The 22,676-nt window shown below is 61.5% G+C and carries 20 protein-coding genes; 10 read left to right on the plus strand and 10 right to left on the minus strand.

Annotated elements, in window-relative coordinates:
• Positions 1-501 (minus strand): UPF0262 family protein, encoded by a 501-nt coding sequence (locus E0502_RS04890; protein WP_137676801.1) that lies wholly within the window; start codon positions 499-501, stop codon positions 1-3.
• A 129-nt stretch (positions 502-630) separates the two neighbouring features.
• Here E0502_RS04890 and E0502_RS04895 point away from each other — a divergent pair, with 129 nt between their 5' ends.
• Positions 631-2,154, plus strand: coding sequence for a replicative DNA helicase (locus E0502_RS04895; protein WP_137676802.1), 1,524 nt, complete (start codon positions 631-633; stop codon positions 2,152-2,154).
• Positions 2,155-2,157: 3 nt separating this feature from the next.
• Here E0502_RS04895 and E0502_RS04900 read toward each other — a convergent pair whose 3' ends face one another.
• Positions 2,158-3,330 (minus strand): phospholipase D-like domain-containing protein, encoded by a 1,173-nt coding sequence (locus E0502_RS04900; protein ID WP_137676803.1) that lies wholly within the window; start codon positions 3,328-3,330, stop codon positions 2,158-2,160.
• A 129-nt stretch (positions 3,331-3,459) separates the two neighbouring features.
• Between E0502_RS04900 and rpoZ the strand changes: the two genes are divergently transcribed.
• Complete coding sequence (gene rpoZ, locus E0502_RS04905; protein WP_137676804.1) at positions 3,460-3,804, plus strand: DNA-directed RNA polymerase subunit omega; 345 nt, start codon at positions 3,460-3,462, stop codon at positions 3,802-3,804.
• Between the two features lie 51 nt (positions 3,805-3,855).
• Here rpoZ and E0502_RS04910 read toward each other — a convergent pair whose 3' ends face one another.
• Positions 3,856-4,653: a sterol desaturase family protein gene (locus E0502_RS04910; protein ID WP_137676805.1), complete on the minus strand. Its 798-nt coding sequence runs from the start codon at positions 4,651-4,653 to the stop codon at positions 3,856-3,858.
• Positions 4,654-4,778: 125 nt separating this feature from the next.
• Here E0502_RS04910 and E0502_RS04915 point away from each other — a divergent pair, with 125 nt between their 5' ends.
• Positions 4,779-5,867 (plus strand): DUF3667 domain-containing protein, encoded by a 1,089-nt coding sequence (locus E0502_RS04915; protein ID WP_137676806.1) that lies wholly within the window; start codon positions 4,779-4,781, stop codon positions 5,865-5,867.
• Positions 5,868-5,910: 43 nt separating this feature from the next.
• Here the strand turns inward: E0502_RS04915 and E0502_RS04920 are convergent, their stop codons facing one another.
• From E0502_RS04920 to E0502_RS04930, 3 genes are all read right to left on the minus strand, one after another.
• Entirely contained in the window at positions 5,911-6,210 is a 300-nt protein-coding gene (locus tag E0502_RS04920) for a hypothetical protein (RefSeq protein WP_137676807.1), read from the minus strand.
• A 107-nt stretch (positions 6,211-6,317) separates the two neighbouring features.
• On the minus strand, positions 6,318-8,273 hold the full coding sequence (gene ftsH / locus E0502_RS04925; RefSeq protein ID WP_137676808.1) for an ATP-dependent zinc metalloprotease FtsH: 1,956 nt from the start codon (positions 8,271-8,273) through the stop codon (positions 6,318-6,320).
• A gap of 84 nt (positions 8,274-8,357) precedes the next feature.
• Positions 8,358-8,996 (minus strand): TetR/AcrR family transcriptional regulator, encoded by a 639-nt coding sequence (locus E0502_RS04930; protein ID WP_137676809.1) that lies wholly within the window; start codon positions 8,994-8,996, stop codon positions 8,358-8,360.
• A gap of 82 nt (positions 8,997-9,078) precedes the next feature.
• Between E0502_RS04930 and E0502_RS04935 the strand changes: the two genes are divergently transcribed.
• The 4 genes from E0502_RS04935 to E0502_RS04950 are packed head-to-tail and all read left to right on the plus strand — an operon-like array spanning position 9,079 to position 13,369.
• Positions 9,079-10,212: an ABC transporter permease gene (locus E0502_RS04935; protein WP_137676810.1), complete on the plus strand. Its 1,134-nt coding sequence runs from the start codon at positions 9,079-9,081 to the stop codon at positions 10,210-10,212.
• On the plus strand, positions 10,209-10,928 hold the full coding sequence (locus tag E0502_RS04940; protein ID WP_137676811.1) for an ABC transporter ATP-binding protein: 720 nt from the start codon (positions 10,209-10,211) through the stop codon (positions 10,926-10,928). Before E0502_RS04935 ends, E0502_RS04940 begins: the two co-directional genes overlap by 4 nt.
• Positions 10,929-10,931: 3 nt before the next feature.
• Positions 10,932-11,918, plus strand: coding sequence for an efflux RND transporter periplasmic adaptor subunit (locus E0502_RS04945; protein ID WP_137676812.1), 987 nt, complete (start codon positions 10,932-10,934; stop codon positions 11,916-11,918).
• Positions 11,918-13,369, plus strand: coding sequence for an efflux transporter outer membrane subunit (locus E0502_RS04950; RefSeq protein ID WP_137676813.1), 1,452 nt, complete (start codon positions 11,918-11,920; stop codon positions 13,367-13,369). The genes E0502_RS04945 and E0502_RS04950 overlap by 1 nt, the downstream gene beginning before the upstream one ends.
• On the opposite strand, the gene E0502_RS04955 is transcribed toward E0502_RS04950, so the two are convergent.
• From E0502_RS04955 to E0502_RS04970, 4 genes are all read right to left on the minus strand, one after another.
• The gene (locus E0502_RS04955) at positions 13,339-14,316 is read right to left on the minus strand and encodes a HupE/UreJ family protein (protein WP_240048868.1); all 978 of its coding nucleotides are present in this window, start codon (positions 14,314-14,316) and stop codon (positions 13,339-13,341) included. The genes E0502_RS04950 and E0502_RS04955 overlap by 31 nt on opposite strands.
• Positions 14,313-15,113 carry a peptidylprolyl isomerase gene (locus E0502_RS04960; protein WP_137676814.1) on the minus strand — a complete coding sequence of 267 codons (801 nt, stop codon included), beginning with the start codon at positions 15,111-15,113 and terminating at the stop codon, positions 14,313-14,315. The genes E0502_RS04955 and E0502_RS04960 overlap by 4 nt, the downstream gene beginning before the upstream one ends.
• A complete protein-coding gene (locus tag E0502_RS04965; RefSeq protein WP_137676815.1) occupies positions 15,110-17,086 on the minus strand; it encodes a DUF3604 domain-containing protein in 1,977 nt (658 codons plus the stop codon). Before E0502_RS04965 ends, E0502_RS04960 begins: the two co-directional genes overlap by 4 nt.
• Before the next feature lie 102 nt (positions 17,087-17,188).
• Positions 17,189-17,659, minus strand: coding sequence for a MaoC family dehydratase (locus tag E0502_RS04970; protein ID WP_338047310.1), 471 nt, complete (start codon positions 17,657-17,659; stop codon positions 17,189-17,191).
• A gap of 113 nt (positions 17,660-17,772) precedes the next feature.
• Here E0502_RS04970 and putA point away from each other — a divergent pair, with 113 nt between their 5' ends.
• From putA to E0502_RS04985, 3 genes are all read left to right on the plus strand, one after another.
• Entirely contained in the window at positions 17,773-20,895 is a 3,123-nt protein-coding gene (gene putA / locus E0502_RS04975; protein ID WP_192895920.1) for a bifunctional proline dehydrogenase/L-glutamate gamma-semialdehyde dehydrogenase PutA, read from the plus strand.
• Positions 20,896-20,920: 25 nt separating this feature from the next.
• On the plus strand, positions 20,921-21,442 hold the full coding sequence (locus E0502_RS04980; RefSeq protein WP_137676817.1) for a hypothetical protein: 522 nt from the start codon (positions 20,921-20,923) through the stop codon (positions 21,440-21,442).
• A gap of 152 nt (positions 21,443-21,594) precedes the next feature.
• On the plus strand, positions 21,595-22,674 hold the full coding sequence (locus tag E0502_RS04985) for a mechanosensitive ion channel family protein (RefSeq protein WP_137676818.1): 1,080 nt from the start codon (positions 21,595-21,597) through the stop codon (positions 22,672-22,674).
• The last annotated feature ends 2 nt before the right edge of the window (positions 22,675-22,676 follow it).

The raw sequence follows: 22,676 nt of genomic DNA on the forward strand, positions 1-22,676 counted from the left end.
TCAGCCTTTGATATGCAGGACGCAAATGAGCGTGAACAGGCGGCGCGCGGTAGCGAAATCGGTTTCGATCTTGCCTTCGAGCCGTTCCATCAACAGCTCTGCGGCGTTGTTGTGGACCCCGCGCCGCGCCATATCGATGGTTTCGATTTCTGCCGGAGTGGCCTTGCGGATCGCCTGATAATAGCTGTCACATATGGCAAAATATTCACGGATCGGCCGGCGAAACCGCGCCAGGCCAAGGATCAGCGTTTCGACGACTTCGCTCTCTGCGGTGGAAATTTCCATCGCCAGCCGTCCGTCCATCACAGCAAGCTTGAGACGGAACGGTCCTGCGTGTCCCTTCTCCACCGAGCGAATCGGTTTGAAGACGTTATCCTCGATCAAATCGTAGATCGCGACACGCCGTTCCTGTTCGATATCCGCATTGCGCCACAGGATCGTATCCTCGTCGAGGGCGATATGCGCGATGCGAAATTTATCTGAGGGGTCAGGAGCAGCCATGGTCAGCTTCCGTTTCGCAGACTTCTGCGGGTCTCGGCAACCCCTTCGCGATCCATCCCCGCTATCCACAACCAACTGCGGCAAACGCGCACTTGCATTCGCCCCGTGTTGGCGCGCAAAGCATAGCCAATGTCCGACCAAGATCTTCTCATCCGCCCCGGGTCCGAAAACGCTGCTGACGGCGCGCAAGGCCGCATGCTGCCCAACAACATCGAAGCCGAAGCCGCCTTTATCGGGGCTGTGCTGATCGACAATCGGGTGGTCGAGGAACTGCCGATCGCGATTCGCGCGGATCACTTCTTCGAACCGGTGCACCAGCGGATTTACGACCGGATCCTGAAGCTGCTCGATCGCGGTGCTGTGGTGACGCCGGTCACGCTCAAGCCCTATTTCGAAGCGGACGAAGCGCTCAAACAGCTAGGCGGGATCACCTATCTCGCTCAGCTCACCGCTGACGGCCAGGGGCTGCTCGCTCCGCGCGAACTGTGCCAGCAGATCTACGATCTCGCCCTTTTGCGCGAACTGGTCAGCGTCGGGCGCAACCTGGTCGAGGGCGCGCTGGATACGAGCGAAGACGTCGCACCGATGCAACAGGTCGAGCAGGCCGAAGCTGCCTTGTTCTCCGTCGCGGAAGGGGTCTCGAACGGCAATGAAGCCTCCAGCTTCAGCACCGCTTCGAACAAGGCCCTGGGCATGATCGAAATGGCGATCAATTCCGGCGGTCACATCTCCGGCAAGACCACCGGCCTCACCAGCATCAACGAACGGATCGGCGGATTGCATGATTCGGATCTGATCATCCTCGCTGGCCGCCCGGGCATGGGCAAAACCTCGCTCGCAACCAATATCGCGTTCAATTGCGCGGACCGGTTCCTGCGCGACCAGGCCGACGGGATCGAAGAATCAGTCGGCGCCGGTGTCGCGTTCTTCAGTCTGGAGATGAGCGCCGACCAATTGGCCACCCGCATCCTTTCCGAACAGGCCGGTATCAGTTCCTCCGCGCTGCGCATGGGCAAGATCAGCCGCGACGATTTCCAGAAGCTGAGCTTCGCCAGCCAGCGGCTCGCAGAACTGCCGCTGTTTATCGACGATACGCCTGCATTGACAATCGCGGCGCTGCGCACGCGCGCACGGCGGCTGAAACGCAAGCACCCGATCGGGCTGATTGTGGTCGATTACCTCCAGCTGCTGCAAGGCTCGGGCCGCGCCACTGACAATCGCGTCAATGAAATCTCCGAGATCAGCCGTGGATTGAAGACACTGGCGAAAGAGCTGGAAGTCCCGGTCATCGCCCTGTCGCAGCTCAGCCGTGCGGTCGAGCAGCGCGACGACAAGCGTCCGATGCTGTCCGACCTGCGCGAATCCGGCTCGATCGAGCAAGACGCGGACATGGTGTGGTTCGTCTACCGCGAGGATTATTACGTCGCCTCACGCGAACCCAAGCAGCCGGTAGAAACCGACGACGCGAAGATCCACGATGCCCATGCGTCATGGGTGGCCGAGATGGAACGTGTTCATGGCCTGGCCGAACTGATTGTCGCCAAGCAACGTCATGGTGCGACCGGCAAGGTGCGGATGCGGTTCGAACCGCGCATCACTCGCTTCAGCGACCTTGCCGATGATGACATGCGCGCCGGATATGGCGACGACTGACGGTTATAGCCCTGCGTTGAGGCGGCGGCTGACAGTGTAGTCGAGGGTCGAGACGAGAAACCAGCTCAGGTACCATTGAAAGCGGGAGAACAGACTGCCCCGCTTGCGATGCAGCTCGCGGGTCACTTCGGTCGAGTCTGCCTGCATCGTGTCGATCATCGCGCGGACTTTCTCCGCCATCTCCGGCGATTCGATACGGACCATCAGCTCCATGTTCACCCGGATGGAGCGATGGTCGAAATTCGCGCTGCCGAAATAGACAAGATCGTCCACGACGATCAGCTTCATGTGCAGCTTGCACGGCTCGAATTCGTAGACCTTCGCGCCGGCGCGCAGCAATGCGCCGTAGGTCGCCCGCGCGGCACCGATGGTCGCGCCATTGTCGGACTTGCCCGCCATGATCAGCCGCACATCACCCCGTTTGGCAATCTTGCGAATCAGCCGGCGGAAGCTGCGCGGCGGGGAGAAATAGGCCATCACCAGATCGAGCCTGCTCGCTTTGGCAAAGTCCTGTTTGACGTTCTTGTTCCAGTTGCTCGGAATGCGGGTTGGCCCGCCGACGAGGAAACGGACAGGGCCCTCGCCCGGGTCCCAGTCGCGGACCATCGTGCGAATCGCCCGGTACTGAGCCTTGGGATTTTCTGTCCAGCTCGATAGCTCACCGAACCATTTGCACACATCTTTGACCACCGGGCCGTGCACCAGCACGCCCAGATCGGCCCAGCCGTTGTCTTCGGGCGGCTTGAAGTAATGGTCGGAAATGTTGAATCCGCCGAGAACCGCTGTCTTCTTGTCGATGACTGTGATCTTCTGGTGGTTGCGAATGAGGTAGCGCACGCTCCAACGCGGGTTGAAGATTGCAAATTCGCCCCCGGCATCAACGATAGGCTGGAAGAAGTTTTCCTTCGCGTCGGTGCCGAAACGGTCGACCACCAAATGGACATGGACGCCGCGTTTTTGTGCCGCGACGAGCTTGTCCCGCACGATCTGACCGGCGGAATCATCCTGGAACATATAGTAGAACATGTCGATCGAGCTCTCCGCCCGGTCGATCATGGCCAGCAAGGCGTCGTAGCGATGCACACCATCGGGCAGAAACTCGAAAATGTGGTCGTGCGCTTCGACCTGAAACGGCGCTGGATATTCGTGTTTGCTAGCCTCGGATTCGGGTTCCATCTCCGCTATGTGGAGGGCCGCAACGCATGCGGCAAGCCCGATGCTTCGCTCCGCGCAAATTCTTGACTCTGCGCCCGCGCACGCGTAATCGATGCACTTTCCCGAAACACCAGTTTATCGGAGTGCCCAATGGCGCGCGTTACAGTCGAAGATTGCGTCGACAAGGTTCCCAACCGTTTCGATCTTGTCCTGCTTGCCGCACAGCGTGCGCGCGAGATTTCAGGCGGTGCCGAACTCACCATCGATCGTGATCGTGATAAAAACCCGGTTGTCGCCCTGCGCGAAATTGCCGAGCAGACGATCAAGCCGAAGGAACTGCACGAGGCGGTGGTCGTCAATCTGCAGAAAATCCTGCCGGACGACGAAGACGATGCCGATGAAATCGGTTCGCTCAGCCAGTCGGCTGAAGCGCTGCGGATTACCGCATCTGCGCCGACCCGTTCGACCACGATCGGTGCCGATTACGACGGCTGATCCAGTCCGGACCTGAATGTTGAAAAGGCCGCCCCGACCGGGCGGCCTTTTTCATTTGCGAAATGGCAGCAGCAGGCTCCAGCCGAGACCTGTCGGCCGCGCGTCCTGATACTCTTCCAGTCCGATCTTCACCCCGTCGCGCCCCGCTGCGGGCTGTTCGAGATATGTCCCGAACAATCGGTCCCAGAACGATCCGATCGTGCCGTAATTGCTGTTGGTCTCTCGCTCCACTGTAGAATGGTGGACCCGGTGCATGTCCGGCGTCACGATCAGCGCTCTCACGAGCGGCTCTATCCGCGGGTGAAGCGCGATATTGGTATGGGTGAACATCGATCCGAGATTGAACAGCAACTCGAACACGAACACGGCCAGCGCAGGCGGCCCAATCAGCGCCACGACCCCCATCTTGTATCCCATCGAGAGGACAATCTCGACCGGATGAAACCGGGCACCGGTTGTGATGTCGTAATCGGGATCGGTGTGGTGAACCTGGTGCAGCCGCCACAACAGCGGAATGCGGTGGGTGGCCCAGTGCTGGAAATAGAGTGCCAGATCCAGCAGCAGGATGGTCGCCGCAAATTCGGCCCAGTTCGGCAATTCGGTCATATTGAACAGGCCCCAGCCGCGTTCTCGAGCCGCGACAGCGGTCCCCACCATCAACAAGGGTATCGTCAATCGAACGATCGCTGTGTCGAGCGCAAAGAATCCAAGATTGGTGAGCCATCGCCTGGATTTGGGGAATGTGCCGGCACGCTTGGGCATGGCGAGTTCCAATCCCGCAAGGAGCAGGAAAACGGCCGCCATGATCGCAAGCGCTGCAAGTTGTCCAGATTGACCGAGCCAGTCCATAGGAGACAATTGGGCGCTATGTCTTCACTCGGCAAGAGCGTTCGACAGCTCGGCATTCGGCCTGACAGACATCTCGACGCGAAGGCTGCGCATGGCTAGAGTTGGGTCATGACAGGGGATGGGTCATGAGCGACATTACCGAAGCATTGGGTACAGCGGTGGAAGGCGCGCTCTTTTCCCGTGCCGTCGACCCGAAGACCGGCGCAGCAGACAGCCACGCAGGTCCGCCCAATTGCCTGAATTGCGGCGCGGCTCTGACCGGGACCTATTGCGCCGTATGCGGGCAGAAGGGGCAGGTGCACCGCACGATCGGGGCCTTCATGCACGATTTGCTGCACGGAGCGCTGCATTTCGAAGGCAAGATCTGGAAAACGCTGCCGATGTTGCTGCTCAGGCCGGGCAAACTGACGCGGCGCTATATCGACGGCGAGCGTGCCAAGTTCGTCAGTCCGATGGCCCTGTTCCTGTTTATCGTGTTTCTGATGTTCGCGGTTTTTCAGGCGCTGGGAATCAGCACCCCGACCGAAATCGACAGATCGGCGGGCGCTGAAGCGGTGCAGGTCGAGCAAGCGGGCGAACAGGCGCGAGAAGCCACTGAACAGCAGCGGGCTCGCCTGCAAGCAGAGCTCGATGCGCTTGCAGCCGATTCTCCTCGCCGAGCGGAGTTGGCGGCGCAGCTGGACGAACTTGCCATGGCCGAGGACCTGATCACAGGTGCAGAGCAATTCGTCTTGAATGAGGGCGAAGGTGTCGATGCAAGCTTTTCCGTCAGCAAGGGTACGGGCGTCGGCTGGATCGACAGCGGCCTGAAGAAATGGCGCGCCCATCCGGAGCTGATGCTCTACAAATTGCAATCGAACTTCTACAAATTCAGCTGGCTGCTGATCCCGCTTTCTGTTCCCTTCGTTTGGCTGCTGTTCCTGTGGAAGCGGCAGTTCAAGGGCTACGATCACGCCGTGTTCGTGACCTATTCGCTGGCTTTCATGTCGTTGCTGATCATCGCGGTTACAGCTGGCGGACGCGTCGGGTTGCCTGCCCCGATCGTCATAGGTTCGCTGCTGTTGATCCCGCCCTTGCACCTCTACAAGCAGCTGCGCGGGACCTATGGGCTTTCGCGCTTTTCAACTTTGTGGCGGCTGTTGCTGCTGAGCAGCTTTATCGGATTGGTGCTGGGCCTGTTCCTGCAGCTACTGGTACTGATCGGCCTTTTCTGATCGGCTTCTTCTGATCGGCTTGGTCTGACCGCGTATCAGCGGGTCAATCTGCCGTTGCCGGGCCGCCTTGGCTCAGGTCATCGCCCATCAGCGGCGCCGGACCGGGTTCTTCGGTGTCGCCCGCTTCGAGATTGTCACGCAGGTTGGCCGCGCCCTTGCTGACCGCATCAGCCGCATCGATAGCGCCCTCTTCGATCACTTCGCCCACGACATCGGCATTCGCTTCGATGTCGTCGCCCGCGCGTTCGGCTGCAAGCTGGGCATTGTTCTGCGTCTGCTCCGAGCAGGAAGCCAGACCGATCGCCGCAGTGGCAGCAAGCCAAACATTCTTTGCGTTTTTCATAAAGTCACCTCGCCGCGTTGCTTGCTAATCAAGCCACTCGGTCCCCAAACGCACAAAGGGCGCAGATGGTTTCCCACTGCGCCCCTGTGAATTGCTGATCGGGATCGTCAGGCGCCTTGCGGAGCTGCTCCGCCGCCACCGAATTTCTTACCCGCCTTGGGGATTGCCGACCCGCCGGTCGGTTTGACCACGACCGGCCCCTTGGGCACGTCGGGACGGTCGATCTTGCCGCTTTCCAGCAGCTCGTTGATCTCATCCCCGGTCAGCGTTTCATATTCCAGCATCGCTTGCGCCAGCAGGTGAAGCTTGTCTTCCTGCGTCTTCAATACATCGGTCGCGCGCTGGTGAGCGCTTTCGACCAGTGATTTGATTTCTGCATCGATGAGCTTGTTGGTTTCCGCAGAACCCATGGTGCGGGCCGATTGGCCCATGCCGAGATACCCTTCCTGCTGCTCTTCATATTGCAGCGGGCCGAGCTTTTCGGACATGCCCCATTTGGTCACCATATTGCGGGCCAGCCTGGTCGCATACTGAATGTCGGAGCTTGCCCCGCTCGATACTTTGTCGTGGCCGAAGATGAGCTCTTCCGCCACGCGGCCGCCCATGCTGACAGCAAGGTCGGCGTGCATCTTGTCACGGTGGTACGAGTAGTTGTCACGTTCCGGCAGGCGCATGACCATACCCAGCGCGCGACCGCGCGGAATGATGGTCGCCTTGTGGATCGGGTCCGACGCGGGTTCGTTGATCGACACCAGCGCATGGCCGGCCTCGTGATAGGCGGTCATCTTCTTCTCGTCGTCGGTCATCACCATGGAGCGGCGTTCGCTGCCCATCATGACCTTGTCCTTCGCGTCTTCGAATTCCTGCATCGCGACCAGCCGCTTGTTGCGGCGCGCCGCGAGCAAGGCTGCTTCGTTGACGAGATTGGCGAGGTCCGCGCCGGAGAAGCCAGGCGTGCCGCGCGCAATGGTGCGGCTGTTCACGTCAGGCGCCAGCGGCACTTTCTTCATGTGCACCGCGAGGATTTTCTCGCGCCCTTCGATATCCGGTATCGGCACGACCACCTGTCGGTCGAAACGGCCCGGACGCAGTAGCGCGGGGTCCAGCACATCAGGACGGTTGGTCGCCGCGATGATGATGATCCCTTCATTCGCCTCGAAGCCATCCATTTCGACCAGCAGCTGGTTAAGCGTCTGTTCGCGCTCGTCATTGGAGTTTCCAAGACCACCACCACGGCTGCGGCCAACCGCGTCGATCTCGTCGATGAAGACAATGCACGGCGCGTTCTTCTTGGCTTGTTCGAACATGTCGCGCACGCGGCTTGCACCGACGCCGACAAACATTTCCACGAAGTCCGAACCGGAGATGGTGAAGAAGGGGACACCAGCCTCACCCGCAATTGCACGGGCAAGCAGTGTCTTGCCGGTGCCGGGACTGCCGACCAGCAAAGCGCCCTTGGGAATCTGGCCGCCAAGCTTGGAGAAACGCTGCGGATCCTTGAGGAATTCGACAATTTCTTCGAGCTCTTCGCGCGCTTCATCGATCCCGGCTACATCGGCAAAAGTGACCTTGCCCTGCTTCTCCGTAAGCATCTTGGCCTTCGATTTGCCGAAGCCCATCGCGCCGCCTGCGCCGCCGCCCTTCTGGACCTGGCGCAAGGCAAAAAATGCAATGCCGAGGATAAGGATGAACGGCAGCGACTGGATGAGGATCAACAGCAGCGGGCTCATCGTCTCACGCGGTGCCCCGGTAAAGCGTACGTTTTCGTCCGCGAGCAGCTTGGGCAAGCTCGTGTCGCCGGAGACCGGGACTGTGGTGAACGTACCTTCGTTGTTCTTGTAGGAACCGGTGATTTTTTCCGGGCCGATCTCGACCGCTTCGACCTTGCCTTCAGCGACCTGTTGGCGGAAGGTCGAATAATCGACCTCCGTGCCCGCGCTCTGCCCGGCGTTACCGAACATGGTCGCCACCATCAGCAGGGCGAGAAAAATCCCGCCCCAGATCATCAGGCTCTTGATCCAGGGGTTTGGACCTTGCGGTTCCGGGTTTTGGTCGTCGCTCATCGAAGGTGTGATCCTTTCATACCCCGCATATGTAGTCGCGAGCGGGTGAATGACAAGTTGACGCGTCGTTCCTGTGCGGCGGAATTATCGATCGCTTCGATCTGCTGCGTAGGCCTTCAGAAAGACCTCGACCGCCCCTTCGAGCCTTTCGCGGTCACGCGCAGGATCGACCGGATGGCCAAACCGCCGTTCGAGGTCGCCCATCCCCTTGCACATCGCGACGAATTGTTCGGCGGCCAGCTCAGTGTCGGTCACGCGCAATTCACCGGCGTCGGTCAGGGCAGCCAGATATGCGGCAAAGGCGCGCTTCATCCGGTGCGGTCCGGCCGCAAGAAACGCAGCGCCGATCTCTGGGTCATGTTGGGTTTCCGCAGCGATGCGCCGCTCGAACTGGATCATTTGCGGGCGTGAGAGAAACGCCCCCATCGCCTCGCCGATAGCCAGCATTCGGTCGCGCAAGCTGCCGCCAACCGCCGCTGGCACTTCGAGGGATCCGCGCATGGTCTCGCATTCGTGCTCGACCGCCGCAGCAAACAAGCCCCGCTTGTCGCCAAACCGGTTGTAGATCGTGACTTTCGACACTTGCGCATCAGCAGCCACCTGCTCAATCGACGTCGCCGCAAATCCGTGAGCGAAAAACGAGTGCGCGGCCGCCGAGACGACCGCCAGACGCTTGGCCTCGTCAGCCGGACGACCGGTCCGTTTCGATTCGCGACTTGACAAACTGTACGCTCCCGTACACCTGAACGATGCCGTTCAATAATGGGCTGGTCGCTATGAAAATGCAAGCGAAGGGCAGTTGGTTGTGATCTGGATTGCTATCCGCATGCTGACCGGAGACCGGCAGAAATTCTACGGCTTGCTGTTCGGCATCGCTTTCTCGACCCTGCTCATAACGCAGCAATTGACGATTTTCGTGAACCTGATCGAACGCGGGGCCAGCGGGGTCTACAATGTTTCGAGCGCCGATGTCTGGGTGATGGACCCGGTGAGCCGCACCACCGATGTCGCTTACGCCATGCCATCCACCGCGCTCGACAAGGTGCGCGGCGTCAAAGGGGTTGAGTGGGCCGTACCGCATTTGCGTGCCAATGCCTCGGTGCGGACCAAAGATGGCGATCTCGAAGGCGTTGCGGTGATCGGCGTTGACGATGCGACGCTGATCGGCCTTCCCAAAAGCATGGTCGAAGGCAGCACAGATGTCCTCTCGCAACCCGATGCCGTGATCATCGACGATGTCGGCACCACCCGCATGTTTCCCGGCGAAAGCCCGATCGGAGAGCGGCTCGAGCTCAACGACCAGCGTGCGGTCGTCCGCGGGATTGCCGATGCAATCCCGAGTTTTACAAGCACTGTCGTGCTGTACACCAAGTACAGTCAGGCGCTGCGATATGTGCCCGGAACGCGCAACCGGCTAAGCTTCGTTCTGGTCGGCGCAGCGGACGGGGTCGAAGCAAAGTCGCTGAGCGATTCCATCGAAGAGCAGACCGGGCTCAAGGCCCAGACGCGCGACGAGTTCGCGCGGGACGGGGTGCAGTTCATTATCGAGAACACCGGCATCCCGCTCAATTTCGGGATAACGGTGTTGCTCGGCTTCATTGTTGGCGTAGCCATCGTGGGGCTGACCTTCAGCCTGTTCATCCGCGACAACATCAAGCAATTCGGCGCGCTCAAGGCGATCGGTGTGACCAACGGGAAAATCGCCCGAATGGTCGCTGCACAAGCGGCGATGGTGGGATTGATCGGCTACGGTCTCGGCGTGCTTGGCACGGTTGGCTTTATCTATGGCTTTTCAAACAACCCGACCTTCAAGGGGTTCTACATCCCTTGGCAGATCCCGCTGATATCGTTCGCGGCGATGGTCCTGATCATAGCGCTGACCGGCTGGATTGCGCTGCGCGGCGTGATGAAGACCGAACCGGCGGCAGTGTTTCGGTGAGCAAGAGCAACACGGCCCAGCCCGCAATCTGCACGCGCGGCGTTACGCGGGATTTTCCCGCCGGTCAGGATACGATCACTGTGCTTCACGGGATCGACCTCGACGTCAAAGCGGGCGAACTGACCTATCTCGTCGGAGAAAGCGGATCAGGCAAAACGACCTTGATTTCAATCATGTGCGGCATCCTGTGGCCGACCGAAGGCGAAGTGCAGGTGTTCGGGACCGATATCTACCACCTGTCCGATACCGAGCTGGTCAATTTCCGCCTCGAGAATATCGGCTTCATCTTCCAGCAGTACAATCTCATCCCCGCTATCGATGCCGCCTCGAACGCGGCGGTGCCTCTGATCGCACAAGGTATGCCGCGCCATGAAGCGCGCGAGCGATCGATCGAGATGTTCGACAAGCTCAACATTCTCGACCAGGCGGACAAGCTGCCAAACCAGCTCTCCGGCGGTCAGCAGCAGCGCGTCGCCATCGCCCGCGCGCTGGTCCACGAGCCGCGCCTGGTGGTGTGCGACGAGCCGACCGCCGCGCTTGACGCCAGTTCCGGCCGCCGCGTGATGGATCTGTTGCGCGATGTTGCCGTGGCAGAGGATCGCGCCTGCATCATCGTCACCCACGACAACCGGATATTCGACCTCGCCGACCGCATCCTCGTGCTCGAGGACGGTCGCATAACCCATGACGGCACTCAGATGCCGGAGGATCATTGACCCATGGCCCTGCTGCCCAAGAACATCAGTTTTTCCCGTCAGGTTCTGCCGGTTATCGCCCTGCTTGGCCTTGTCTTCGCTGTATTCTTCATCTGGAACGGTTTGCCCGATCGCGAACTGAGCGAACCCGATCAGGAGCCGCCGCGCGCGACAGGCGAACTGGCCTATGAGAACCGCGTCGCCGGGGCGGGTGTGGTCGAGCCATCGAGCGAGGTCATCCAGCTCGGAACCGCACTCTCCGGCCTCGTCACCGACCTGCGCGTGCAACCGGGCGATTTCGTGGAGAAAGGCGAGCCGCTGTTCACGGTGGACACCCGCGCGATCCGTTCGCAGCTTGCGCAGGCAAACTCTGCCATCGGCGAAGCCCGCGCGGCCATTGCTGAAGCGCAGGCGGCGCAATCCACCGCAAGCCGACAACTCGCGCTGTACCGCAATGTCGACGATCCCGCCGCCGTGAGCCGGGCAGAAGTGATCAGAGCGGAAGGTGATGTCTCTGCGGCCAACGGGCGCCTGCAGCTGGCGCGCGCGCGTCTTCAGGCCGCGCAGGCGACCGCGCAAACCGCACGCACGGAGATCGGCCGCGCCACCGTACGTGCGCCGATTGCCGGGCAAATTCTCGCGGTGAACATCCGCCCAGGTGAATTTCTCTCGACCATGGGTGGGGGTGGTGCCCCGTTCATCGAAATGGGTGAGACGCGCCCGCTGCATGTGCGGATCGACATCGACGAGGAGCAAGCATCCCGCGTCGATCTGGGAGCCTCCGCAATCATATCTCCGCGCGGGGCGGCGAACAGCCAAGTCAAAGCCAGTTTCATCCGCGCTGAACCGTTGGTTGTCCCGAAACGTTCGCTGACCAACAGCGCCAGCGAGCGGGTCGATGTGCGGGTTTTGCAGGTGATCTACCAGCTGCCGGAGGGCGACAGCAGGTTCCGGGTTGGGCAGCAGGTCGACGCATTCATTCCCGCCGCCAAAACAGCGGACAGCGAATGATGGCCCTGCGCTCTACCCTCACCGCAGCCGCGCTGGCCGGAGCCTTGTCCGCCTGCGTCGCCGGACCGCCGCCCGAGATCGACACGCCTGTGCCTGCGCTGCCTGAAACATTCAGCTATCTGCCGGACGGCGCGATTGCTGCATCCGTCGACGCACTTTTGCCTTCCGGCGATCCGGCTTTTGCCGAACTGTCGGCGCTGGCGCTGGCGGACGCTCCGACCCTGGCCGAGGCCTTGGCGCGGATTGATGCCGCAAGGGCTTCCGCCGCGCGCGCAGGGGCGGAGCGCATGCCATCGCTGGGTGGTTCGGCTTCGATAACCGGCCAGCGAACCAATCCTGCGCAGTTCGGCGGCGCGCTGCCGCAAGGAATTTCATTCGATACAGAGCGGGTCAGCTATGGAGCAAATCTGACCGCCGGCTGGGATCCCGACCTGTTCGGGCGCTTGCGGGCGCAGGAACGCGCGGCGCTGGCACGGATTGATGCTGCGGGGGCCGAGGCGGCAGCGGTTCGGCTTGCACTGATCGGCGAGATTGCCGCGTCGGTGATCGATCTGCGCACACTGCAAGCGCGCGAGGCTGCACTGCGCGAGGATCTCGCCGCTGCGCAACGGCTGACAGAGCTTTCCGGTGTCCGTGAGCGCGCAGGCATCGCGCCCGGCTTCGATCGGGTCCGAGCGGAAACCCAGGCCGAAGCGAGCCGCAGCCGGATCGCTGCGCTGGCAAGCGAGGAAGCACGGCTGGTCGGGCGACTGGTAACGCTGACCGCTCAGCCGGCAGCAAGTATTCGCCAAGCCATTGCTCAGACCGGACCGGCACCGGCGCAGCCACAGGCCCCGGCTACGCTGCCTTCGCAATTGCTGAAGAATCGACCTGATGTTCAAGCGGCTGCAGCGCGTCTCGCCGCCAGCGATGCAGAACTCTATGCGACCGCAGGACGGCGCTTTCCGCAATTCGATTTGTCTGCGACGCTCGGGCTGCTCGCTTTCAGCCCGGGAGATCTGCTGGATGAAGACACGATAATCGGTTCGCTGGCCGCGAGCGTATTTGCGCCATTACTGGATTTCGGGCGTATCGAAGCCGACATCGATGGCGCGGCGGCCAGCAAGCGCGCAGCTTTCCAGGCCTATCGCGGCGCTGTGTTCACCGCTTTGGGGGATGCGGAAGCCGCTTATGGTCTGGTCAGTGCCGCCGACGCCGAATGGGCGGCGGCCCGGCGCGAATTCGCCAGCGCCACGCGAGCGGCGAGCCTCGCCGAAACACGCAACCGCGCTGGCCTCGCCGACTTTCTGACAGTGCTCGAAGCGCGCCGTACTGCTGATGCCAGCGGTGAACGCACGGCGGCGGCGAAGGGGCGGGCCGAACGGGCGCGCGTTTTGCTATGGCGGGCACTAGGCGGCGGCGATGTAGAGCGCGATGCAGCTCAGGCGACGATCCGCTCGAACAACCAGTAACTGCCGGTGATGCCGATCGCATAAGCCGCGACGCGTATCGCCGGGTGGTAGGCGGACTGCGCAAGCCGCCGCAGCGCCGCCATCAGCGCCAGCACCGCGGCGATGACCAGCAGCTGCCCCGCTTCGACCCCGATGTTGAACGCAAGCAGTGCCGGAACAACCTCGCCTTCCGGCAGGCCAATCTCGTTCAGCGCCCCGGCAAAACCGAAACCGTGAAACAGCCCGAAGGCGAACGCCACCACCCATGGTAGCCGCATCGTGAGGCTCTCATGCCCACGCTGCGCACGGACGACTTCGTAGGCAAGGAACACGATCGACAGAGCAATCAGCGCTTCGACCGGCCTTGCCGGCAGGCCGACAAAGCCAAGCGAAGCCCCGGCCAGCGTGATCGAATGCGCGAGCGTAAAGGCGGTCGCGGCTGCCACCACGCGCTTCCACCCTTGCACCAGCAGGACCAGCGCGATGACAAACAGCAGATGGTCCCACCCGGCGAGGATGTGTTCGATCCCGAGCCCAAAATACGCCGCCCAGACATTGCCCTGTTCGGCGTCGGCGGGGACCTGAGCCAGAGGCTCGGCCGCCGTCAGCCGCAGGGTCTTCAAATCGTGGCCTTGTCCCGCAATACGGACAAGCATATCGGCCTGCCCCAGCATTCCTTCCATGCCGATTGCCTTGCCGCTGAGCGGGGTTTTGCAGTGGACTTCGGTCTGGCCAAGCACCGCCCCCGCCGGCATGCCGATTGCCGCGTCCCCAGCGAAAGCGCAGTCTTCAGGCAATATCGGCAGCGGCGGCTCGCTGATCGGTGCCTGCGCCAAGGGCTGCTTCCAGCCGACCTGCCAGACCCCCGGTGCGGTCTCTGTCCATTCCATATAGCCGGGTCGCAAATCGTCGGCCCGCACAGCGCTGGCTGCGAACAGCGCCAGCAGGATCGCGAGCCAGATCTTCACCGCTCGATTTCAACCTTATAGGCATCACGCAGGACTTGATACGCCTCCTGCTTTCGTCCGTCTGCCGACTGGCTCCGCCAATCGTTTTCAACCTGCTGACGGACCGCTTCGAGCGGTGGGACCTCGCCGGATTTCCTGGCGTGCAAGCGCAGGATGTGCCAGCCGAAGCCGGAAAGGATCGGCCCCTGCCACTCGCTTCCGGTCTCGAGCGTATCGAGCGAGGCGGCGAACCGTTCACCGAAACGCGCTGCGATGGTGCGGCGAGATGCATCGGTCATTTCGGGAGGCAGCGAAATCGCCTCTCCAACAGGTCCGGGTGGTGCGGTGGTCTCGAGTGCCGCAGCGGCATCGGCGCGATCTGCAAAATAGCGCTGTTCGAAACTGAAGCGCGAATCCTCGGCAAAGCGGGTCGGATATTTCTCCAGCCAATCCTGCAATGTGTCATCTGCCGGTTGCGCCGTTTCGACAGCGCTGGCTGCCAGATAATCCATCTTCGTCGCCATGCGCTTGCGCACCACTGCGTCATCCCGGTCGAGACCCAGCCGAAGCGCTTCCCGGTACAGCACTTCCTCGCGAACGAATTGTTCAGTCAGCGCGTCGAGCTCGGCATCGGTGGGCGCGCGGCTATAGGTCCGTTCCCATTGCAGCGCGAGTCGGGCGCGGTCTTCCTGCGTGACGGTGATCGAACGGCTTGCCGGATCGACATCGTCGCCGATCCAGCCGAGCACCAGAAACAGCGCCGCTCCTGCGGCAAGGAAATGGACCAGCGGTTCGCGCGTCCAGCCTGGCAAATTCATCCGCGCCAGGGCGCTCGCAGACGGCGTACGGCCACAGCCCCGGCATCCGCCTTCACAGGTCCGACCCAGATCGGCGAAGTATAGGCGCGCTCCTGCGCCACTGCGTCCTTCATCGCCTCTTCCGGCAGTTCGAAGCCGAAGCGGACAGCGTCGAACAGCGTCCACCGCGGTGTCGGGATTTCCAGCACGCGCACGTAGTAGAATGCCCGCTGGCCCTGGCGATAATCCGGATCAGTCCACACTGTGCGCAGCTCTGCCGCACCAATCGAATTGCTGTAGGTTGCCTTTGCCCGGTCGACCGTATCGCCGACCTCTGGCACCTTGCCACTTTCCAGCGCGCGCTCGTCCATGTCGGACCACACGACATCGTAGATCTTCTCTTCAGTCGTCCCGTCGGCGGCAACCCAGCCCTTGACGATCTGCACCCGGTCGAGATTGGCGCCTTCCGGATCTTTAAGCGCGGATACGAGGAATGTCGGGGCCTCCCCTGTATCGTCAAGCGACCCGCCCATCGGCACGCCGGTTTCGTATCCGGTCTCTACCCAGTCGCCGTCGAACATGTCTTCGCTGAACCCATGCCCGCCGAACAGCCGCACAACCATTCGCGGCCCCGTCGTGGCATAGACTTCGCGCCGCATCATCGCATCGAAAATCTCCCCGCGAGTGTTCCCCCGCGCCCAGACCGCAGCATAACCGCCAGCGAGATAATGCCAGCCAAACCGGCCTTCTCGCGTGCCGAGGTTCTGCGTCTCGAGCGAGCGGTCTTCGTTGTCCTTTTCGTTCCCGGTGTGCTTGCCCCAGAAATTGTCTTCATCGCCTGTCGCCAGCGATGTGTGACTGTCGGTCGAACCGATCATGCCGAATTTGTAGGGATTTGCGCCCAGTTTCTGTTCCAGCGACAGGCCGCGCTTGAGCGCTTCGCGGACATATTCCCCTTGCAGCATGGAATTGTCCTTGCCCGCAGTCAGCGGCAGATTGCCCAGTTCCCAGCCGAGATCGCCGAAGCCGGCGAACTCGTCGTTCGGTGAAAGAAACGGATGGCTTTCACTGTCACCCTTGATTTGAGTCACTTCGACCACCGGCTCGCGCTGCGCCCGTTTGCGCGCGTAATCCGCAGTCATCGGCCCGCCGTTACTCATCGTGAGTTCGAACATCATACCGTTCGACAGGTTCGAATTGTGCGGGATCGCCAGCACCTTGCCGCCGGTTTTCTCTTCATACCCGTCCATGTAATCCCACAGTCCCTCCGGCGTCGTGCCAAGGCCCGGATAGGGGAGCATCTGGCTGGTCCGGTCGAAACCGTCGCGGAACATGACCACACGGTGCAAATTGTTGCCGTCCGGCATGAGCGAGTATTCAAAACCGGCAAAGGGCGTGAATTTCCCCGGCTCGTAATACCGGTCGAGAGTGGAGAGGTGATCGGTCCAGATCTCGCGTGTGCTTTCCTTGTTCGCTTCGGGGTCGTTGAATGCATCGGGCAAAGTGCCGTTCGCTGCAGCAGCAATCAGCTCTCCGATGGCGCGCTGCGACTGTTCCGGCGATTCATGCATCATGTCGTACCAGCGCAGCGTGGTTTCATCACTCATTGCCAGCACCGCGACGCGCGGGGCATCGTATAGCCGGCGGGTCGCACCAAGCCCGTCGGAGTGATCGGCAATCACGAGAAAATCGAGTGGGCGCGCGAGTTGCGCTTCCGCCCCGCTGGTCGCGGTCACTTTGTCGCCGCGGGCAAACTTCAGCGCGTCTTCCGGTCCAAGCCGGGTGCCGAACCCGAAGGCGTCGACCGAATTATCGGTGTGGAGATGCGTATCGCCCCAGAACACCTGTTCCGGATATTCGGTCAGATCGACTTCCGCTTCGGCTTCTGCCCTCGCCTCCGCTTCGCTCTCGACATTACCGCAAGCGGCGAGTGAAAGGCTCAGCGCAACGGCGCTCGACGCCGCCCAGTGGCGCCTGCAATGGCGAAAATTCATAGCTTTCTCCCATCCGCGACCCGACAAGAGATCGCTATCGTGCGGTTTGCCGCATCGACAGTTGCAGAGTGCCACTTATTCTCCGCAGGTCAAGCCATCCGGTCATGCCGTCGATTTCTTGAGCAAGGCCGAGCGCAGGCAGCGGCAGACAACTTCGCCCCGCTGGTTCACCGCCTCATGGGTAAAGGTGACGATGCCCGCGTCTGGCCGCGATCTGGATTCGCGCAGTTCAGTGACTTCGCTGGTTGCGCGCAGTGTATCGCCGAGGAACACCGGCTTGGGCATTACCAGCTTGTCATAACCCAGATTGGCCACCAGTGTGCCGAGTGTCGTGTCGCCCACGGAGAGACCGACCATCAGCGAGAAGGTGAAGGTCCCGTTGACGAGGATCTGCCCGAATTCGCTCGCCTTCGCCGCCTCCACATCCAGATGAAGCGGCTGCGGATTGTGGGTCATCACGGTGAAGAAGAGGTTGTCCGCTTCCGTCACAGTGCGGCGGATGTCATGTTCGATCCGGTCGCCCACATTCCATTGATCGAAATAACGGCCCGCCATGCTGTTGCTCCTGTTCAATTGCCTGTTCGATTGGCTGGCCGCACCATGGCGCACACTGCCTCTTGAACGCAACCACCGTCGGGTCCAAGTCGGGTTCGATTGTTGCACACGAAACTATACGAGTCGCTCACTTGACCACACTCGCTCCGCTCGACCGAACCAAGCTCCGCCTGGCATATCGTCAGGAAGAAGATGCATGCGTGCGCGAACGCATGCGGCAGGCCGCTCCGGTCTCCCGTCTCCATGGTGAAGCCGCGCCCCTGGCGGAGCAGCTGGTCGAGCGCGCGCGTCTGGAGAAGGCGAGCGGTATCGACGCTTTCCTGCACCAGTTCGGGCTCGACACCGAGGAAGGCATTGCGCTGATGTGCATTGCAGAGGCTCTGCTGCGCGTGCCCGATGCCGCGACTGCTGATGCGCTGATCCGCGACAAGCTGGGCGATATCGACTGGGGCGAACATTTGGGCGAAAGCTCTTCCACTTTCGTCAACGCCGCGACATTCTCGCTCATGCTGACCGGCGAAGTGCTCGACCGGCCCGAAGAACACCAGCGCGGCATGGGCAAGAGCGTGAAGCGCGCGATGAACCGGCTGGGCGAGCCGGTGATCCGCAAAGCGACGCTGCAGGCCATGAAGATTCTCGGCGGCCAGTTCGTGTTCGGCCGGACGATCGACGAAGCACTGAAGCGCGCCAAGCCGGAGCGCGTCGAAGGGCTGACCCACAGTTTCGACATGCTCGGTGAAGCGGCCATGACGATGCACGATGCGGAGCGCTACCGGCAATCCTACGAACGGGCGATCGAGCGAGTCGCACGGGCCGCAGACGGCGGCGTCACGCGGTCACCCGGCATTTCAGTCAAGCTTTCCGCACTCTATCCGAAATATGATTTCTTCCATCAGGCCGCAGCTGTGGCGCATCTTGTCCCTGTGCTGAAGGATCTGGCGACCAGGGCGCGCGACGCGGATATCCACTTTACCATCGACGCCGAAGAGGCCGAGCGGCTCGAAGTCTCGATGGATGTGATCGAAAAGCTCGCGGCCGATGACGAGCTGTTTGCCGGCGATTGGGGCGGCTTCGGGCTAGCGATCCAGGCTTATCAGAAACGCGCGGTCCCCCTGTGCGAATGGGCGGTCAAGCTTGCGCGCCGCCACGACCGAAGGTTCATGGTCCGGCTGGTCAAGGGCGCGTATTGGGATACTGAGATCAAGCTCAGCCAGGTCGGCGGATATCAGGACTACCCCGTCTTCACCCGCAAGGCTGCAACCGACGTGTCCTATCTCGCCTGCGCGGCCAAGCTGCTCGAAGCGCCTGACACAATCTATCCCGCCTTCGCGACACACAACGCCTACACGGTTGCAGCGATCAAGACTTTGGTGGCCAGCCGCAACTACGAAGCGCCGTTCGAATTCCAGCGCCTGCACGGTATGGGCGAAGACGTTTACGGCGCCTTGGCGGAGACCGAGCGCAATGACCGGACGCCGGTGCGCATCTATGCCCCGGTCGGGAATCACAAGGATCTGCTCGCCTATCTCGTGCGGCGCTTGCTTGAAAACGGTGCTAACAGTTCTTTCGTCAACCGGATGGCCGATGCCGATGTTCCGGCAAGCGCGCTGGCCACCGATCCGGTGGCCGATCTTGCCGCGCTCGAGCCCAAGCGCAATCCGAACATCCCGTTGCCGCACGACATCTTCCCCGGGCGCGAGAACAGTGCCGGCATTGATCTTGCCGATCCGCTCGTGCGCGAACCGTTGATTCAGCGCTTGATCGGGCTCGAGAACCTCCACTGGCACGCCGAGCCGACCTTCAAATCCGAAGCGGAAGGCGAGATTGCGCCGATCAACAAGCCGCATGACTTGCATGACGAGGTTGGGACGCGGCGCGACACCACTCAGGAAGAGGTTGAATTCGCAATTTCCCGTGCGGCGGAAATCCAGCCCGGCTGGAACCGGCTGGGCGGCGAGAAACGCGCCCTGCTGCTCGAAGCGGCGGCGGAGCTGTTCCAAGAACACACCGATGAATTCCTTTCGCTGTGCCAGCGTGAGGCCGGGAAGACGCTGCTCGACGGCGTTCTGGAACTGCGCGAAGCGGTCGATTTCCTGCGCTACTATGCCAATGAAGCGCGCCGCCTGTTTGGCGAGCCGCTATACCTGCCGGGCCCGACCGGAGAAGAAAACCGGTTGAGCATGGCCGGGCGCGGTGTCTTCGCCACGATCAGCCCGTGGAACTTCCCCCTGGCAATTTTCATCGGCCCTGCAGCTGCGGCTCTTGCAGCGGGCAATACGGTCGTCGCAAAACCGGCAGAGCAGACACCGCTGATCGCAGCGCTTGCGGTGAAGCTGTGCCACGAAGCCGGAATTCCCGAAGCAGTCTTCCAACTGCTGCCGGGGGCTGGCGATGTCGGCCAGTGGATAACATCCGACCCCCGACTTGCCGGGGTGGCCTTCACGGGCTCGACCGAAACAGCACAAGCCATCAATCGCAGCCTCGCCGCAAGGGAAGGTCCGATCGCCACCTTCATCGCTGAAACCGGCGGCCAGAATGCGATGATTGTCGATTCCTCTGCTTTGCCGGAGCAGGTCGCGCGCGATGTCGTCGCCAGCGCTTTCCAAAGCGCCGGACAACGCTGTTCCGCGCTGCGCATGCTCTATCTGCAAGACGATATCGCCGACGAAATGATCGAAATGATCAAGGGCGCGTTCGAAACGCTCGAGATCGGCGAGCCGAGCCTGCTGCAAACCGATGTCGGCCCGGTGATCGATCCCGATGCCAAAGCCGCGCTCGAACGGCACGTGGCACGCCGCAAGAAAGCCGGACGGATTGTTTGGCGGCGCAAATTGCCGCGTGGGACAAGCGCTGGCTGTTTTGTTGCCCCGACGATCATCGAAATTGATTCGATCCTCGATCTGAAGCGCGAAAACTTCGGACCGATCCTCCATGTCGCCCGGTTCAGAGCCGAGGAGCTCGAGCAAGTCGTCGATGACATCAACTCGACCGGATACGGGCTGACGCTAGGACTGCACAGCCGGATCGACGCGGTACGTGCCTTTGTCGAGGCTCGCGCCCGGGTGGGCAACTTCTACGTGAACCGCAACCAGATCGGCGCGGTGGTCGAAAGCCAGCCATTCGGCGGCGACGGTATGTCCGGGACCGGCCCCAAAGCGGGCGGACCGCACTATGTCGCGCGCTTTGCGAGCGAGCGGGTGGTCAGCATCGACACGACCGCAGCAGGCGGAAACGCAAGCCTGCTTGCGAGTTAGTGGTTTGGTTGGCTAAGTGACGATGATGCAGAAACTGGTCGCAATCCTGCTCGCTGTCTTTTCGCTTGGTTGGGCCATGCCTGCCGCAGCGGAGGTCGAGCTCAGCTTTCACAGCTATGGCGGTTCGATGTTTGACGGGCGTTACCCGCACACTTTCATCCTGATGCGCGGTTCGCTCGACAAGACGGGGGCAGCGGTGAACGAGAATTACGGCTTTACCGCCAAAGAGGTCAGCGCTGCCATTCTGCGCGGGCCGGTGGAACACGACATTATGGTCGAAAAAGCCGATTATATCCGGAAAACCAAACGCCACTTCACCGTGAAGCTGAGCGATGCCGAATATTACCGCATTCGCCGTGAAGTGGCCGCATGGCGCAACGCTCCGGGCAAATATTACGATCTGGAAAAGCGGAATTGCATCCATTTCGTCGGCGCGATGGCAAAGATCGTCGGCCTCAGAGTGAGCTACCCGCAAGACATGCTGCGCAAGCCGAAGAAATGGCTCAACCACGTCGCCGGCATGAACCCGCAACTGCGCTCGAAATAGGTCAGACAAAGCAAGCGCCTGCTTTCACGCTCTTTTTATAAGAATTCGGAAGGCCTCGACTTGCTTGGCCCGTTCCCGGCATCCTCAAGCTTAAACCAGGCCAACCCCGACTTTGCTTGAAACCCGACCCCACTCCCAATAGGTGGCGCAACATGTTCGAACGATACAATCCAGCAAACTGGACCATTGCGTGGGAAGAGATCGCTGTAGCCGCGATTGTCCTGACCGTCGCTGTCGTGTTGGCGTTGGCGATCTATCGCATCGCTTTCTCCATCGCTCACCGCTTTACCAGCATGTCGGACTCGGTTGCAGACGATTTGGTGATCGACAGCATCCGACGACCGGTCAAATGGTCGATGATAGCCATCGCCGTGACTGTCGCCGCTCAGAATAATGCGCTGCTTGGTACCATTTGGGAACCGTTGGCCCAGTTCCTGCGGCCCGCATTGCTGGGGTGGATCGTCTATACTCTGGTGCGCGCCTTTACTGCCGCAATGGAAATCCGGCTCGAGGCGTCCGACGATCCCGTTGCCGTGCGCAGCCGTCGGACCCGGATTTCGATCTTCTCTCGCACCGCGACGTTTGCGATCGTTTTCATCACCGTTGGGCTGATGCTGTTTGCCATCCCCGCCGTGAAATCGATCGGCACCACCCTGCTCGCCTCGGCCGGTCTGGCCGCTCTGGCGGTCGGTGCCGCTGCACAGCCCGCGCTGAAATCGCTGATCGGCGGGCTGCAGATGGCCGTCACAGAGCCGCTGCGGATCGGTGACCTGGTGGTGATTGATGGTCACACCGGGCGGGTCGAGGAAATTCGTATGAGCTTTATCACCGTGCGGACCTGGGACGAGCGCGCCATCGTGGTGCCCACCACTCAATTTCTGGAGCAAAGCTTCGAGAACTGGTCGCGCAAGAGTGAAATGTTGACCGGACCGGTCTTCCTCCACCTGGATCCCGCAGCCGAGATCGTCCCGATCCGCCAGGAGTTCACACGGTTCGTCGAAAACCACGATCTGTGGGACGGTCGAACGGTCAAGGCGATGATGACCGAAGCCTATCCCGAAAGCATAGAATTGCGGCTGGCGATGAGCGCCAGAACAATCGGCGAGTTGTTCGACCTGCGCTGCGCCGTGCGCGAACACATGATCGCATGGCTGCGCAAGGAAATGCCCGACGCGCTGATCCGCCACCGGCTTGAAGTCGAAGCGGCGAACGAGCGGGTGATGAAGGGGTAGGC

Origin of the sequence: Parerythrobacter lutipelagi, assembly GCF_005434975.1 — a bacterium.
Taxonomy (GTDB): domain Bacteria; phylum Pseudomonadota; class Alphaproteobacteria; order Sphingomonadales; family Sphingomonadaceae; genus Parerythrobacter_A; species Parerythrobacter_A lutipelagi.

Excerpts from the sequence above, each read along its gene's own strand:
- E0502_RS04890 (WP_137676801.1), bottom strand. The coding sequence starts at position 501 with ATGGCTGCTCCTGACCCCTCAGATAAATTTCGCATCGCGCATATCGCC.
- E0502_RS04895 (WP_137676802.1), top strand. The coding sequence starts at position 631 with ATGTCCGACCAAGATCTTCTCATCCGCCCCGGGTCCGAAAACGCTGCT.
- E0502_RS04900 (WP_137676803.1), bottom strand. The coding sequence starts at position 3,330 with ATGGAACCCGAATCCGAGGCTAGCAAACACGAATATCCAGCGCCGTTT.
- rpoZ (WP_137676804.1), top strand. The coding sequence starts at position 3,460 with ATGGCGCGCGTTACAGTCGAAGATTGCGTCGACAAGGTTCCCAACCGT.
- E0502_RS04910 (WP_137676805.1), bottom strand. The coding sequence starts at position 4,653 with ATGGACTGGCTCGGTCAATCTGGACAACTTGCAGCGCTTGCGATCATG.
- E0502_RS04915 (WP_137676806.1), top strand. The coding sequence starts at position 4,779 with ATGAGCGACATTACCGAAGCATTGGGTACAGCGGTGGAAGGCGCGCTC.
- E0502_RS04920 (WP_137676807.1), bottom strand. The coding sequence starts at position 6,210 with ATGAAAAACGCAAAGAATGTTTGGCTTGCTGCCACTGCGGCGATCGGT.
- ftsH (WP_137676808.1), bottom strand. The coding sequence starts at position 8,273 with ATGAGCGACGACCAAAACCCGGAACCGCAAGGTCCAAACCCCTGGATC.
- E0502_RS04945 (WP_137676812.1), top strand. The coding sequence starts at position 10,932 with ATGGCCCTGCTGCCCAAGAACATCAGTTTTTCCCGTCAGGTTCTGCCG.
- E0502_RS04950 (WP_137676813.1), top strand. The coding sequence starts at position 11,918 with ATGGCCCTGCGCTCTACCCTCACCGCAGCCGCGCTGGCCGGAGCCTTG.
- E0502_RS04960 (WP_137676814.1), bottom strand. The coding sequence starts at position 15,113 with ATGAATTTGCCAGGCTGGACGCGCGAACCGCTGGTCCATTTCCTTGCC.
- E0502_RS04965 (WP_137676815.1), bottom strand. The coding sequence starts at position 17,086 with ATGAATTTTCGCCATTGCAGGCGCCACTGGGCGGCGTCGAGCGCCGTT.
- E0502_RS04980 (WP_137676817.1), top strand. The coding sequence starts at position 20,921 with ATGCAGAAACTGGTCGCAATCCTGCTCGCTGTCTTTTCGCTTGGTTGG.
- E0502_RS04985 (WP_137676818.1), top strand. The coding sequence starts at position 21,595 with ATGTTCGAACGATACAATCCAGCAAACTGGACCATTGCGTGGGAAGAG.